This is a genomic window from Pseudomonas cucumis (assembly GCF_030687935.1).
Taxonomy (GTDB): domain Bacteria; phylum Pseudomonadota; class Gammaproteobacteria; order Pseudomonadales; family Pseudomonadaceae; genus Aquipseudomonas; species Aquipseudomonas cucumis.
In genome coordinates, this window is the sequence record NZ_CP117454.1 from 4514379 (window position 1) to 4529186 (window position 14808).

Consider the following 14808-nt stretch of genomic DNA (forward strand, 5'->3'; position numbering starts at 1 on the left):
CCAAAACTTAGTCCGGCTTGCCGTCAACCACACCGGCGGTGTTATCGATGAGGCTTTTGGTGGCCGTCTGGATGAACGACTCGAGCTTTTGCTTGAGCGCCGCTTCGTCAGCCGATGCCGGGATCACTTCACCTTTCGGGTTGGCGCCCAGTTCGTATTGATACAACTTCGGCGGCATCTCTTTGGGCAGTACCAGCACGCGATCCCCGGTAAGCAATGCGACCGTCTGATCGCTGCCCGACGGCTTGATCACGCCAAAACCCTTGTCGCCTTCCGGCAGGTTCAGCAAGTCGCGACCCCAGCATTGTTGAACCACGTCACCACCGATACGGCCCATGATGGTCGGCACGACGTCGATCTGGGTGCCCACGGTGTGGTCGAGCTGACCAAATTTTTCCTGGACGCCCGGCCCGATCATCAGCATCGGTACGTTGAAGCGGCCCAGGTCCATTTCGGTAATTTGCTGTTCATTGCCAAAACCGTGGTCGCCGACAACCACGAACAGGGTTTCCTTGAAGTACGGCTCTTTGCGGGCCTGTTCGAAGAATTGACCCAACGCCCAGTCAGAGTAACGCATGGCGGTCAAGTGTTCGTTAAGGTTGCCGCGATCGGTCACAGGCTCCACCGGCAATGGCGTCGGCAAAGCATACGGCGTGTGGTTGGACAGCGTTTGCAGCAAGGCATAGAACGGCTTCTTGTCCTTACCATCGCGGGCCTTCAATTCTTCCAGGCCACGGTTGAACATGTCCTGGTCGGACACGCCCCAGGTCGGATCGGAGAACACCGGGTTGACGAAGTCGTTACGCCCGATGAAGTTGGTCATGCCCTGGTTGCTGAAGAAGCCAGACTGATTGTCCCAGGCGAAGTCGCCGTTGTAGACGTACACGTCATCGTAGTCACGGGCGCTGAGCAACTGCGGCAGGCCGGACAGTTTGTGGCTGCCTTCAGGCGTCTGCATCAGGTATTCGAAACCCGGCAAGTTCGGGAAGCAGGCCATGGTGGCGAACATGCCCTGGTGGGTATGGGTGCCGTTGGAGAAGAAACGGTCGAACAACAGGCCTTCTTTCGACAGTTTGTCAAAGTACGGGGTGATTTCACCTGGTCGACCCAGAGCACCCACAGAGTGACCGGCGAAGCTTTCCATCAGGATCACCACGACGTTCTTGATTGGCAGTGTCTTGTTGGTGTCCGGGCTGTAGTTGCGACGCACCGCGGCGGTCTCGGGATCGACCAGCTTGTCGCTCGAGGTCAGTAACATATCGCGCACGGTCTGCTGGGCCAGGGGCTGTGGCAGTGTTGCCTTCCAGACATTGTCGCGATGTTCGGACATCCGGCTCTTGGCCGCCGCGATCAACGACAGCGTGCCGTTGAGGCCCAACTGGTTGGCGAAGTTCGAGTCGGTGGTGTAAACGTCCCCCCAACGCATTGGCGGGCCCTGACGCAGAGTGCCACGAGCCGCGACCACGCAGACCAGCAGGCAGACCACGAACACTACGCCACGCGCATACCACGGAGCGACCTGCCGCGCACCAATGCTGCCACCGCTGAACGGCCCGCGAGGACGCGTGGCACGGTCGGCGCCCTTGAACGCGAGGGTCAGGATCAACGTGCCCACGGCCCAGGCCAACAGGTAGCGAACCACCGGAAAACCGTACCAGAGCATGCTCATCACGGTTTTCGGGTCTTCTTTCACGTACTGGAAGACCAGACCGTTGAGGCGCTGGTGGAACTCGCGGTAAAAATCCATCTCCATCAGGCCGAGGAACAGCGCGATGCTCGAGACAACGGTCAGCCACAACCGGAAGAATCCGCGGGCGGCCATCGCCCGGGCGCTGAACAATGCCAGCAGCAGCGGAATGCTGAGGTAAACCACCAGGCGCAAGTCGAAACGCAGGCCGTTGGCGAACGCTTCCAGAAATGTCGAAGCCGGTGTGTCGAGGATCATCGAGCTGTTGTAGACCAGCAGCGCCACGCGCAGCAGGCTGAACATGACCATCATGACCAGGGCACACAACAGTGTGTAGGCCAGATGCGATTTGACGGTCGGTTGCAGCAGGCGACTAGAAGCTCGCTGCTGACTCAGGGCGTCCGGGTTTGCCATGTCGTTTAAGGACCCATTGGAAGTTGAAGTTTCAAAAATACAGCGGCGCCTTGCCCTCTGTTGGCCATCCTGGGCCCGGGGCTTGCGCGGTGCGCAAATGTTGCACGATCACCCGCGGCATTACCATTGATTACTGACCCGCAGGCCCGACTGTCGCCTGTAGCGCTCTGGGACAAGAGACGTGGCGCAAAGTTGCGGAGGCAGACAAGTTGGTGCGCGAATGAATTGTCTTGGAGACTTTGTGAAAATTTCGTTCAACGCATATCCAGAAACAAAATAAAGCCCCGTCCCTTGGTAAAAAACGCAAACGCCCCGATCAGATCGGGGCGCTGTTGAACGGGCATTATCGCAAGTATACGCGGTTACTTCTCGGCACGTTCTTTCAGGGCTTTGAGGGTGTTGAACGGCGCATCGACCACAAACTTGTTGGCCAACCACGATGGCACGCTGCCGCCGGGTTCGGTATGGGCCTGATAAGTCACTTCGACTTGATCGCCTTTAGGCACCAGCTTCCAGAAACCTTTGACCTGGGCGACCCGTACGAAACCTTTTTCTTCCGGAAGGTACTTCGGCTGTCCTTCCAATTCTCGGGTCAGGCTGCCATCGGCGCTTTCAATGGTTGTGACATGCAACACGGAGTCGCGAGGGGTGACCGGCCAAGGGGTGTTGAACTGGGTGTATGTCCAGCTCTGGTTACCTTCGTGTTTGAGCAACTTCTGAGTCTTGCACTCGTGAATCCATGCACAGGCACCCGGCACGTCTTCCTGCAATGCTCGCAGTTTGGCCATCGTGGTCTTCATGACGGTCACGCCACGGTAAGCCTTGTATTGGGAACCGGCCACTTCACTCAAGGACACCTTGATGCCCTCTTCTTCCTTGGCGGTTTTCCATTCTTCGGCCTGGGCCGTGGAGGCCAGCAAAACCGTCAAACCACACAGCACAGCCATACGATGCAGCGAACCCATAACCTTTTTCCTTATTGTTGAAGTTCCGTTCGTTGAACACATCACGCGGCCGTCATTTGCTCCCACCAGCCCAGCAACTTGATCGCTTCGCCGCTGCTGCTTCCGCAGACTTCGACATCGGCTTCAAATGCCGAACACACCGCAGGACGTTCCGGCTTGCCGAAAATGCTGCACAGGTTATCGGCAGACAACTGTACGCAACGCTCACCGGCGGCTTTGCCATTGGGCATGCCGGGAATCGGCGAACTGATGGAAGGGGCAATGCAACAGGCGCCACAGCCTTCACGGCATCTCATGACGACAAGCTCCTCGCGACGGGTAAAGGGACGTGGCACAGAGTAACGGCTAAAACGACTGTTTAAAATTACCTGCACCCAGGTTTTTTCGCTCAAACGAACGTGACTGACCAGTCTCCGACAAAGCGTCTGGTCCGCGGATCACGAATGGGAGGGGTTTACTGCTTGAACTCGAAGTCCAGTGCCGCGCCTTCAACTTCCCGACGCTCTTCATTGCGCAGTTGCAACTGCATTTCGTTGCTGAGCAGACGACCGTTGATCTGGAACGGGCTGCTCTTGTCACCGAACATTTGTGGCAACAGCGCATCGCGTCGGGGCAACGTTACCGTGCCAACCGGCTTCAGTTCTTCGACCATGTCCTTGGGCAAGCTCAAGTCGAGATTTGCCGAAGGGAGTTTGGTTTTCACGACTTCGCTGGCCGGTTTCGACTTGGAAGCAATGGGGGAGCGTTTTTTGACCGCTGCGGCCTTCTTTTTGGCCGGCGCTGTTTTTTTGACCGGCGCCGCTTTTTTCGCGGGTGTGCTGGCTGTCGGTTTTTCCTGAACGGAAGCCGCCATGACCCCTTCCGGGTGACAGGTCATTAGCAGGCAGATCAACAACCAGGCGGCAGGAAAAATCGGCTTCATGGACCCAACGGCGTGAACGGCAGAAGGCTATATGCTCGCCTGTTGGAGACGACAAGACAAGCGGACAGTTCAGAACTGCCCAGCCGCTCAAAAACCGCTCGCCGTCTCCTGACAAAGTTGCGTCGCCAGCAACCCCAACGTCATCAATGCACGCTCGGCCTCGCGGTTCCAGGGGATGCCACAGTTCAGGCGAATGCAGTGATTGAACTGCTCGGTATTACTGAAAATCAGCCCCGGCGCAATGCTGATGCCCTGCTGCAATGCACGCACATGCAGTTCCTGCGTATTCACCCGCCCCGGCAGGCTGACCCACAGAATGAAGCCGCCGGTGGGCCGGGTCATTTGCGTGCCTTCCGGGAAGTACTGCTGAACCGCCAGTTGAAAAGCGCTGAGGTTCTTGCGGTACTCCTGACGGATATAACGCAAATGCCGGTCGTAACCGCCGTTTTCCAGGTAGGCCGCGATGCCCATTTGCGTGACGCTGCACGCTGAATGGGTGCTGAAGGTCTGCAAGCGCTGGATTTCCGGCTGGTACTTGCCGGCAATCATCCAGCCGATCCGCACGCCGGGCGACAGGGTCTTGGAGAAACTGGAGCAGTAAATCACCCGATCCAGCCGGTCATAGGCCTTGAGCGATTTGGTGCGACCCTGCTCGAACATCAGCTCGCCATAAATATCGTCTTCGACGATCTGGATATCGAAATCCGAAGCCAGGCGCAGCAGCTGTTTCTGCCGCTCTTCGGGCATGGTGCCGCCCAAAGGATTACTCAAGCGCGTGGTCAGCACCAGCGCCTTGATCGACCACTGGTTGGCCGCCAGTTGCAGGGCTTCGAGGCTCATGCCGGTGGCTGGATCGCTGGGGATCTCGATGACTTTCAGCCCCAGCAGGTCGGCCAGTTGCAGCAAACCGTAATAGGTTGGCGATTCGGCCGCAATCAGATCGCCCGGCCGGGTCAATACGCGCAGAGACATCTGCAACGCATCAACGCAGCCGTGGGTGATCACCACTTCCGACGGGTCGACCACCACGCCGGCATCGCGCATGCGGATCGCCACTTGTCGACGCAACGGCTCGAAGCCGGGGCTGAACATGTAGCTGAACGCCCGCGGGCTATGGAAACGGGTGACTTTGGCCAGTTGCTGATGCAGGGCTCGCACCGGCAGATAGTCGACGCTCGGTACGGCGGCGCCCAACGGAAAGACACCTTCGCGGCGGGATTCGACCAGGACTTGCTGAATGATGCTGCTGCGGGTGACCAGGCCAGGTCGCTCGACCCGGGCGATGTCCGGGGTCGGTGCCGTCAGGGCCGGCGTCTGGTGCACGTAGTAACCGGATTGCGGCCGGGCGCGAATCAGCCCCTGATCTTCAAGATTGGCGTAGGCCTGCAACACCGTTGCATGGCTGACGTTGAGCTGCGAGCTCATCTTGCGCACTGAAGGCACGCGCTCCCCGGGTTGATAGACGCCGCGGCGGATGTCTTCGGCCAGTTGCTGAGCAATTCGTTGATAGAGCAAGAGATTGGTCATAACGCAGCACTCGATTTCACGGGCATTTTATTCTTGTGTGAAACAATACCGGAACAGTTTTGAAGTGTACTGGGACAGTTGCCACAATAGTCGACCGTACAGTGCATTGTCAGCAAAAACTGTACTGTTTTATGGAGAGTGTTGCGCTGATTAGCAGGCACAAAAAAACCCGGCACTGCTGACAGACCGGGTTTTCCAGTAACGCAGCCCTTAGCGGGCGGCGCCGAGCTGGCCTTTTTCGTCGGAGAACACAATTTCCACCCGACGGTTCTGTGCACGACCGCGCTCGGAAGCGTTCACGTCCACGGGGTATTCATCGCCATAGCCTTCAACCTGGATGCGTTTGTCGTCAATGCCCAGGTCCATCAGCACGTCAGCCACCGATTGCGCACGGTCGCGGGACAGCTTGAGGTTTTCCTGTTTACCGCCAGTGCTGTCGGTATAGCCTTCGATCCGCACCACGCGCTTGGGGTTGAGCTGCAAGAACTGGACGATCTTCAGCACCACGCGGTTTGCCGAGCTTTTCAGCTCTGCTTCACCGGTATCGAACAGCACATCGCCCAGGGTCATCACCAGACCACGGTCGGTTTGGGTAGTCGCCAACGCCACAATCTGCTCTTCGAGCCACTTGCCCTGTTGCTGCACGCTGAGCAACTTGGACTCACGCAGGGCCAACTGCAGGCGCTGACGCTCGAGTTCGAGCTTCGCAGCGCGCTCCTCGTTGAGCACTTGATTGGTGTGCTCCCGGGCGATTTCGCTGTAGCGCCGGCTCAGGTAGGCGTAATGCACAACGTCCGAACCGCTGCCCCAGTAGGTGGACAGACGATCGGCTCGGGCCAGCGACTCGCCGGCACGGATCACGTCTTTGGGCGCAATGCGCAGCACGTTGGAGTCTTCCTTGACCTTCTGAAAGTCGGTGCCGGCCTGCTGGATTGCGGCTTCGCTGTGTTGACCGGCGCAACCATAAAGGCTGGCGCAACCGGCCAGAATCAAACCGCCGAGTGCTTTGGTTTTCAGGCTCATTGGGCATCTCCCAGTTGCTTGCGCAGGCGAGTGATGCGGGTATTGAGCACGTTCAACTGCTCCTCGCTCTTGAGGGTCAGAACCCGGGCCTCGGCCAGACGTGCGTCCAGCTCGGCCTGCTCAGCCCGCATGCGCGCATTCTTGAAGGACTGGTCGGCCATGTTGCCCTTGGCACGCTTGAACTTGTCTTCAGCCAGTTTCAGCTCCGGCACTTCGTCGGCGGTAGCACCCACGGCCTTGGCTTGTTCGAGGGCCCGCTCGGTCAGGCGTATTTGTTCATTCGGCGCCGGATCGGCTGCACAACCCGCCAGAGCCAGAACGGCCAGGGCAGCGAAAAGAGGTCGAATACTCACTAAGAATCCCTACTGTTTTGGGGTACTGACAGGTTGTGGCTGCGGTTGTGAAAGTTGCGCTTTCCAACGCTCGATATTGCGCAGCAGCGCAGCTTCTGTCAGTCCGGACGCGGGCAATTCTGTCATCTTTTTGGCCAGCTGTCCGCGCAACCAAGGATCGTTGCAGGCGGAGTTATGGGAAACCGCGAGATACAGTCCGGGTTTGTCGATGGGGTGTGGGTGGGCCATCAAGTCATTGGCCATCCCCAGCGTTTGCACCAGAGCCATGCCCGAGTAGCGTCCGGCGAGGACAAACTCTACCTCGTTCAGCAGCAATTTCTGAAAGGCCTGGGTCAGATTGGGCGTGCGCAACAGGGTCAATTGCTGCTCGGCAAAAGTACCAAATGATGGGGTTACCCGAGCCTTTTCCGACAAGGCGCCGGGATGACCGCGAAGGTCTTGCGCTTCGTTGTAGACCAGTAATGAATCATTGCGGGTCCAGACCAGGTAATCGTTTTCCAGCAGCGGTGGATGGATGTAATCCAGATTTTCCAACTCACTGACCGTCAACGGCACATCGGCCAGCATGTCCATGCGCCCGCTGCGCACTTCGTCCAGGGCCTGGGAGCGTTTGCCGGCGTAAAGCAGCTCGACCTTGATGCCCAACTCCCCCGCCACTTGCTGCAACAGGTCAGCGCTGGCGCCAATCAGATGCTTGGGGTTTTGCGGGTCTTGCCACAGGTACGGCGGCGCGTCCGGACTGCCGGTCACCACCAGGCGCTCGCATTTGCCCGCGGCTATGGACAGCCCTGGCAACAGCGTCAGCCCCAGCAGTAATGACCAGCCACACACGCGGCGTAAATCCATGGCGACACTCCCTACAACCCATTATTTTCGCCCGTAGGAGCTCCTACAGAAGAACAAAAAAAAGCCCGACCAAAAGGTCGGGCTCTTTATAAGTCAAGCCGCCGGATTAGACCAGCTTCTCGAACTCGGGGATGGCTTCGAACAGGTCTGCCACCAGGCCGTAATCGGCCACCTGGAAGATCGGCGCTTCTTCGTCCTTGTTGATCGCCACGATCACTTTGGAGTCTTTCATGCCGGCCAGGTGCTGGATCGCGCCGGAAATACCGACGGCGATGTACAGCTGTGGAGCAACGATCTTGCCGGTCTGACCGACCTGCATGTCGTTGGGTACGAAACCTGCGTCGACCGCGGCGCGGGAAGCACCAACGGCAGCGCCCAGCTTGTCGGCCAGGGCGTACAGGTGTTTGAAGTTGTCGCCGTTCTGCATGCCGCGACCGCCGGAAACGACGATTTTGGCAGCGGTCAGTTCCGGACGATCGGACTTGGCCAGTTCTTCGCCAACGAAGCTCGAAGTGCCAGCGTCGTGCGCAGCAGCAACCGCTTCAACAGCAGCGGAGCCACCTTCGGCAGCAACCGGGTCGAAACCGGTGGCACGCACGGTGATGACTTTCACGGCAGCGTTCGATTGAACGGTGGCGATGGCGTTACCGGCGTAGATCGGGCGCTTGAAGGTGTCAGCGCTTTCAACCGAGATGATCTCGGAGATCTGGTCAACGTCCAGGGTCGCGGCAACGCGCGGCAGGATGTTTTTGCCGTTCGAAGTAGCGGCAGCCAGGATGTGGCTGTAGCCCTTGCCCAACTCTGCAACCAGCGGAGCAACGTTCTCCGGCAGTTGATGAGCGTAGGCGGCGTTATCGGCCACCAGCACTTTCGCCACGCCAGCGATTTTCGCAGCGGCTTCAGCCACGGCGCTAGCGCCCTGACCGGCAACCAGAACGTGGATATCACCGCCAATCTTGGCAGCGGCAGCCACAGTATTCAGCGTGGCCGGAGCCAGTACTTTGTTGTCGTGTTCAGCAATAACCAAGATAGTCATTTAGATTACCTTCGCTTCGTTTTTCAGTTTCTCGACCAGTTCAGCCACCGACTTGACCTTGATACCCGCGCTGCGTGCAGCCGGCGCTTCGACTTTCAGGGTCTTGTTGGTGGAGGCGGTGGAAACGCCCAAAGCGTCCGGAGTCAGCACTTCGAGAGGCTTCTTCTTGGCTTTCATGATGTTTGGCAGAGACGCGTAGCGCGGCTCGTTCAAACGCAGGTCGGTGGTGACGATGGCCGGCAGTTTCAGGGAAACCGTCTGCGCGCCGCCGTCGATTTCGCGGGTCACGGCAACGCTGTCGCCCGACACTTCAACTTTCGATGCGAAGGTGCCCTGACCGTAGCCGCTCAATGCAGCGAGCATCTGGCCAGTCTGGTTGTTGTCGCTGTCGATGGCTTGTTTGCCGAGGATCACCAGCTGAGGCTGTTCCTTGTCGACAACAGCCTTCAGCAGCTTGGCAACGGCCAGGGAAGTCAGATCTTCAGCGGATTCGACGAGGATGGCGCGGTCGGCACCCAGAGCCAGCGCGGTGCGCAATTGCTCTTGAGCGGTGGACGGGCCGATGGAGACGACGACGATTTCAGTCGCCACGCCTTTCTCTTTCAGACGTACGGCTTCTTCCACTGCGATTTCGCAGAACGGGTTCATCGACATCTTGACGTTGGCGAGGTCGACGCCGGAATTGTCCGCCTTGACGCGAACCTTGACGTTGTAATCCACAACGCGTTTGACAGCTACAAGAACCTTCATGGATTCCTCGTTACTCTCCGGTGAAAAGAAAGTCGCCTAGGCGAACCTGGCGGTTGATGCTCATCGGCGCAAGGGCACCTCTAAAAACGCTGGCAGGTGTATCGGGTGATACCTTGCTCACGAGGCTGATGACCGTTCGTCAGTGGTGACCGACAAGTCATTCATTACCGTGGCGTGTAAACTGCGCGCGATACCTGCGCGCGCTTCACCTTGTACTGCCATCGCCCTGTCTTTAGAGGTGCTCTTGAAACCTACATTCAGCCTACGGCGAGCGCAAAACCGCCCGTATCTTGACCGGAACACCTATTCCGGTCAATACGGCAAAATGGCCAGTCATAAGCCGCGTGACTTTGATTTATCTGGCTTTGAGCCGATTCAAACAAACGTTTGTATTGGACGCTAAGAGTGGTGTAGATATAATGCGCCACCCAAAGAGAAAGGTGGTTCATCGATTGTCCTCTGTGCCGCACCGTGGGGAATTCATGAATGCGACACCCAACCTCCAATTAGAAAAAAAACTGTTGAGCCTTGAGTAGGAGATAGCCTGTGGAACGCGAATACATGGAATTCGACGTGGTCATCGTCGGTGCCGGCCCCGCTGGCCTGTCCGCCGCCTGCCGTTTGAAGCAGAAGGCCGCCGAAGCCGGTAAGGAAATCAGCGTCTGCGTGGTCGAAAAAGGCTCCGAAGTCGGCGCTCACATCCTGTCCGGTGCCGTGTTCGAACCACGGGCCCTGAACGAACTGTTCCCGGACTGGAAAGAACTCGGCGCGCCGCTGAATACGCCAGTCACACGCGATGACATCTTCGTTCTGAAAAACGCCGACAGCGCGCAGAAGATTCCAGACTTCTTTGTGCCCAAGACCATGCACAACGAAGGCAACTACATCATCTCCCTGGGCAATCTGTGCCGCTGGCTGGCCCAGCAGGCCGAAAACCTGGGCGTGGAAATCTATCCGGGCTTCGCCGCCCAGGAAGCGCTGTTCGACGAGAACGGCGTGGTTCGCGGGATCATCACCGGCGATCTGGGTGTTGACCGCGAAGGCAATCCGAAAGAAGGCCTGTACACCCCAGGCATGGAACTGCGCGCCAAGTACACGCTGTTCGCCGAAGGTTGCCGCGGCCATATCGGCAAGCAGCTGATCAAGCGCTTCAACCTCGACAGCGAAGCCGACGCCCAGCATTACGGCATCGGCCTGAAAGAAATCTGGGAAGTCGACCCGGCCAAGCACCAGCCAGGCCTGGTGGTCCACACCGCCGGCTGGCCGCTGGACATCATGGGCACCGAGAACACCGGTGGCTCGTTCCTCTATCACCTGGAAAACAACCAGGTGGTGGTCGGTCTGATCGTCGATCTTTCCTACAGCAACACCTTCCTGTCGCCGTTCGACGAGTTCCAGCGCCTCAAGCATCACCCGGTACTCAAGCAATACCTGGAAGGCGGCAAACGCATCAGCTACGGCGCGCGTGCTATCTCCAAAGGCGGTCTGAACTCGCTGCCGAAAATGGTCTTCAAGGGCGGCGCGTTGATCGGTTGCGACCTCGGCACGTTGAACTTCGCCAAGATCAAAGGCAGTCACACCGCGATGAAGTCCGGCATGCTCGCCGCTGACGCCGTGGCCGATGCACTGTTCGCCGATCTGGACGGCACGCAAGAGCTGACCACTTACGTCGACGCGTTCAAGAAGAGCTGGCTCTACGACGAACTGTTCGCCAGCCGCAACTTCGGCCCGGCGATTCACAAGTTCGGCGCCATCGTCGGCGGCGGTTTCAACTGGCTCGACCAGAACATCTTCGGCGGCAAACTGCCGTTCACCCTGCACGACACCAAGCCGGATTACGCCTGCCTGAAACTGGCGGCCGACTGCAAGAAGATCGACTACCCGAAACCGGACGGCAAGATCAGCTTCGACAAGCTCAGCTCGGTGTTCATCTCCGGCACCAACCACGAAGAAGAGCAGCCGTGCCACCTGAAGCTCGCCGACGCGAGCATCCCGATCAGCAAGAACCTGCCGCTGTACGATGAACCTGCCCAGCGTTACTGCCCGGCCGGCGTGTACGAAGTGGTCACACAGGAAGACGGCGAGAAACGCTTTCAGATCAACGCCCAGAACTGCGTTCACTGCAAGACCTGCGACATCAAGGATCCTGCGCAGAACATCACCTGGGTGGCGCCGGAAGGCTCTGGCGGCCCGACTTATCCGAACATGTAAGTCGAACGCTTAAACAACAAGGCTCCCGAAATGGGGGCCTTTTTGTTGCCCGCGAACACCGCGAAGCGGTGCCTGACATCAAGCAGCCCGCTCATCCCCAGGATTACGCTCAAAGTAGCGCTTGTACTCACGGCTGAACTGCGACGTGCTCTGATACCCCACCCGATGCGCCACTTGGGCCACGCCCAAGCCTTCGCCCAGCAGCAACTGCTGGGCCCTGAGCAAGCGCAAACGCTTCAAATACTGCACCGGCGACAATAAGGTGCTGCGTTTGAAATGCTCATGAAACGTCGACGCACTCATGTTCGCGCAACTGGCCAGGGTCTCGACGTTCAGCGGCTCGGTGTAATGCGCATGCAGATGACTCAGGGACGCCGCGATCCGCGCGAACTGCCCCTGCTGTTCCACCAACGCTCGCAACACATCGGCTTGCGGCCCGCGCAACGCCACGAACAACAATTCACGCAAGCGCGCCGGGCCCATGATCTGGCATTCCAGCGGATCGTGCAGGCAGCGCAACAACCGCTCCACGCAGCCGCGCATGGCATCGTCGAGCACCGCCGAGGTCATGGACTCGGGCGTCTGTGCGGGAACAGTGCGCCCCGGCGCCAGCCCCATGGCCAATACCAACTCACTGAGCAACACCCGGTCAATGGCGATGGAAACGCCCAGCATCGGGCCATCCGGAGCCGAAAACGTCTCGCATTCGAAGGGCACCGGCAACGCCTGAATCAGGTAATGCCCGGCACCATATTCCAGCGTACGCGGGCCCAGGTACGCCAACTTGCTGCCTTGAGCGATGATCACCAGGCTTGGCTCGTAGATTTGCGGGCCACGGGCCACATCACAACTGGCTCGCATAACCTGCACACCCGGCAACGCAGTCTTAGCGAAACCATCGCGAATGGTTAGCGGCTGGATCAGCGAAACCAGCGTGGCATTGGCATCGAGATGACGGGTCAACAACATGAAGAGCTCTTCAAAAAAAGTCGCGAAAAAGGGATGAAAGCATCATCGCAGGTCTGAACGCCAATGCGACCAATCAACGGTGCATGCCGGAGGATTAGGCATGACACCCGGAGGAATCGCCATGGCCGGTAACCCGTGGGGTGCCCAGAATGGCTCGCCTCACCTGTCACTGCTTTTGCGAGGTTCACCATGTACACCGCCATCGGATACGCCGCTCAGTCAGCCACTACTCCCCTCGCCCCGATGAAATTCGAACGCCGCAGCCCACGGGCCGACGATGTGGCGATCGAGATTCTCTACTGCGGCGTCTGCCATTCCGACATCCACCAGGCACGCAACGAGTGGGGCATTGCGGTTTACCCGCTGATGCCCGGCCACGAGATCATCGGCAAAGTGACCGCCGTCGGTGCGAATGTGACCCAACACAAGGTCGGCGACCTGGTCGGCGTCGGCTGCATGGTCGACTCGTGCCGTCACTGCGAAGCCTGCCAGGCGGATCTGGAGCAATACTGCCTCGAAGGTCCGACCATGACGTATGCCACCCCGGACCGGGTCGATGGCAGCAACACCATGGGCGGTTACTCCGACAGCATCGTGGTCAGCGAACACTTTGTCGTGCGTATCCCGGAGAAACTCGACCCGGCCAGCGCCGCGCCGATTCTGTGCGCCGGCATCACCACCTACTCGCCGCTCAAGCACTACGGCGTCAAGGCCGGCGACAAGGTCGGGGTTCTCGGCATGGGTGGCCTCGGTCACATGGGGATCAAGTTCGCCAAGGCGATGGGCGCTGAAGTGACGTTGTTCACCCGCTCGGCGAGCAAGGCTGAAGAAGGTCGTCGTCAAGGCGCGGACCACGTGATCGTGTCCACCGACGCAGAACAGATGAAAGCCGCCGCAGGACATTTCGACTTCCTGCTGGACACCATTCCGGTGCAACACGACCTCAATCCCTACCTCGATACGTTGCGTTTCGACGGCGTACACATTCTGGTGGGCTTGATCGAACCGATTGATCCACCGGTCCACGCTGCCAAACTGGTATTGGGTCGTCGCGTGCTGGCCGGCTCGCTGATCGGCGGCATCGCCGAAACCCAGGAAGTGCTGGATTTCTGCGCCGAGCACGGCATCACCTGCGACATCGAAATGCTCGACATCCGCCAGATCAACGAGGCCTACACCCGCATGATTGCCGGTGACGTGAAGTACCGCTTCGTGATCGATATGGCAACGCTGAAAGTCTGATCAGACCCGCTCGACTTATACCTTCAAGCCGAGCTCCGCCGACAGCCGGGCTGTGACCCCTTTGATCAGGGGAATCAGCTCGGCCATTTTTTCCAATGGCATGTACGGCACGGTGCTGGCGATGCTGATACCGGCAACGATGCGCTTGCTGGCATCGCGAATTGGCGCCGCCACGCAGCGGATCGACGGTTCGTTGTCTTCCAGGTCGAAGGCATAACCGCCAGCCACGTACTCGATCATGCGCTGCTGAAACTGCTCCCAGGATTGCTCCGGGTGCTGCGGCCAGAATTGATTTTTCCCACCCACCGGCAAGCTGATTTCGTACAGCCGTTGCCATTCTTCCTGCGTGTCATCGAGCATCAACGCCTTACCGATCCCGGTACGCGCCAACGGCATGCGATGACCGACCCGCGAGCGCATTTCCGGACCATTGCGCCCCGGATTCTTGAGCAGGTACAGCACCTCGTCGCCCTCGCGAATCGCCAGGTGAATGGTGTCGCCGGTCAATGCCGACAACTCATCCAGATACGGCCCGGCCAGCGTCACCAGCGGCAGCTCTTCACGTGCCTGGAAACCCAGCTCGATCAGTTTCGGCCCCAGCAGATAACCGACTTGCGGCACCACCCGCAAATAACGCTCGTCCACCAGGCAACTGGCCAGACGATGAGTGGTGCTGCGTGTGGTGCCGATCAGCCGGGCGATTTCCTTGAGATCGCGGGCGCCACTGGCCACGGCCTGAACCACACCCAAACCACGAAGCAGTGTCTGGGTGCCAGTCGGCGCGGCGTCCTTGGCGATTTTTGGGGCGTCTTCCTGCATATCCAGCCTTTACCGTTGAGCGAGTGAACGGGCGGCATTATGGT

Annotated in this window: 14 protein-coding genes; 2 read left to right on the forward strand and 12 right to left on the reverse strand. The window is 58.9% G+C overall.

Features of this window, described 5'->3' with window-relative positions; translation table 11 throughout:
- Window positions 1–7: 7 nt before the first annotated feature.
- The 10 genes from PSH97_RS20380 to PSH97_RS20425 all read right to left on the reverse strand — a co-directional run bounded on the left by PSH97_RS20380 (window position 8) and on the right by PSH97_RS20425 (window position 9523).
- Entirely contained in the window at window positions 8–2101 is a 2094-nt protein-coding gene (locus PSH97_RS20380) for an LTA synthase family protein (RefSeq protein WP_305446453.1), read from the reverse strand.
- Window positions 2102–2463: 362 nt separating this feature from the next.
- The gene (locus PSH97_RS20385) at window positions 2464–3066 is read right to left on the reverse strand and encodes an START domain-containing protein (RefSeq protein ID WP_305446454.1); all 603 of its coding nucleotides are present in this window, start codon (window positions 3064–3066) and stop codon (window positions 2464–2466) included.
- 41 nt (window positions 3067–3107) lie between these two features.
- Window positions 3108–3362 carry a YkgJ family cysteine cluster protein gene (locus PSH97_RS20390; protein WP_305446455.1) on the reverse strand — a complete coding sequence of 85 codons (255 nt, stop codon included), beginning with the start codon at window positions 3360–3362 and terminating at the stop codon, window positions 3108–3110.
- A 158-nt stretch (window positions 3363–3520) separates the two neighbouring features.
- On the reverse strand, window positions 3521–3988 hold the full coding sequence (locus tag PSH97_RS20395) for a translation initiation factor 2 (protein WP_305446456.1): 468 nt from the start codon (window positions 3986–3988) through the stop codon (window positions 3521–3523).
- Window positions 3989–4075: 87 nt separating this feature from the next.
- Window positions 4076–5515, reverse strand: coding sequence for an aminotransferase-like domain-containing protein (locus tag PSH97_RS20400; protein ID WP_305446457.1), 1440 nt, complete (start codon window positions 5513–5515; stop codon window positions 4076–4078).
- Between the two features lie 210 nt (window positions 5516–5725).
- Complete coding sequence (locus PSH97_RS20405; protein ID WP_305446458.1) at window positions 5726–6538, reverse strand: OmpA family protein; 813 nt, start codon at window positions 6536–6538, stop codon at window positions 5726–5728.
- Entirely contained in the window at window positions 6535–6891 is a 357-nt protein-coding gene (locus PSH97_RS20410) for a DUF4398 domain-containing protein (RefSeq protein ID WP_305446459.1), read from the reverse strand. The genes PSH97_RS20405 and PSH97_RS20410 overlap by 4 nt, the downstream gene beginning before the upstream one ends.
- Window positions 6892–6900: 9 nt before the next feature.
- Window positions 6901–7737: a substrate-binding periplasmic protein gene (locus PSH97_RS20415; protein WP_305446460.1), complete on the reverse strand. Its 837-nt coding sequence runs from the start codon at window positions 7735–7737 to the stop codon at window positions 6901–6903.
- Between the two features lie 106 nt (window positions 7738–7843).
- Window positions 7844–8773, reverse strand: coding sequence for an electron transfer flavoprotein subunit alpha/FixB family protein (locus tag PSH97_RS20420; protein WP_305446461.1), 930 nt, complete (start codon window positions 8771–8773; stop codon window positions 7844–7846).
- Window positions 8774–9523 carry an electron transfer flavoprotein subunit beta/FixA family protein gene (locus tag PSH97_RS20425; protein ID WP_003226982.1) on the reverse strand — a complete coding sequence of 250 codons (750 nt, stop codon included), beginning with the start codon at window positions 9521–9523 and terminating at the stop codon, window positions 8774–8776.
- A 546-nt stretch (window positions 9524–10069) separates the two neighbouring features.
- Here PSH97_RS20425 and PSH97_RS20430 point away from each other — a divergent pair.
- Window positions 10070–11734: an electron transfer flavoprotein-ubiquinone oxidoreductase gene (locus PSH97_RS20430; protein WP_305446462.1), complete on the forward strand. Its 1665-nt coding sequence runs from the start codon at window positions 10070–10072 to the stop codon at window positions 11732–11734.
- Between the two features lie 78 nt (window positions 11735–11812).
- Here the strand turns inward: PSH97_RS20430 and PSH97_RS20435 are convergent, their stop codons facing one another.
- The gene (locus PSH97_RS20435; protein WP_305446463.1) at window positions 11813–12703 is read right to left on the reverse strand and encodes an AraC family transcriptional regulator; all 891 of its coding nucleotides are present in this window, start codon (window positions 12701–12703) and stop codon (window positions 11813–11815) included.
- A gap of 189 nt (window positions 12704–12892) precedes the next feature.
- Here PSH97_RS20435 and PSH97_RS20440 point away from each other — a divergent pair, with 189 nt between their 5' ends.
- On the forward strand, window positions 12893–13945 hold the full coding sequence (locus PSH97_RS20440; RefSeq protein WP_305446464.1) for an NAD(P)-dependent alcohol dehydrogenase: 1053 nt from the start codon (window positions 12893–12895) through the stop codon (window positions 13943–13945).
- Between the two features lie 15 nt (window positions 13946–13960).
- Here PSH97_RS20440 and PSH97_RS20445 read toward each other — a convergent pair whose 3' ends face one another.
- Window positions 13961–14764: an IclR family transcriptional regulator gene (locus PSH97_RS20445; protein ID WP_258699655.1), complete on the reverse strand. Its 804-nt coding sequence runs from the start codon at window positions 14762–14764 to the stop codon at window positions 13961–13963.
- Window positions 14765–14808: the final 44 nt, after the last annotated feature.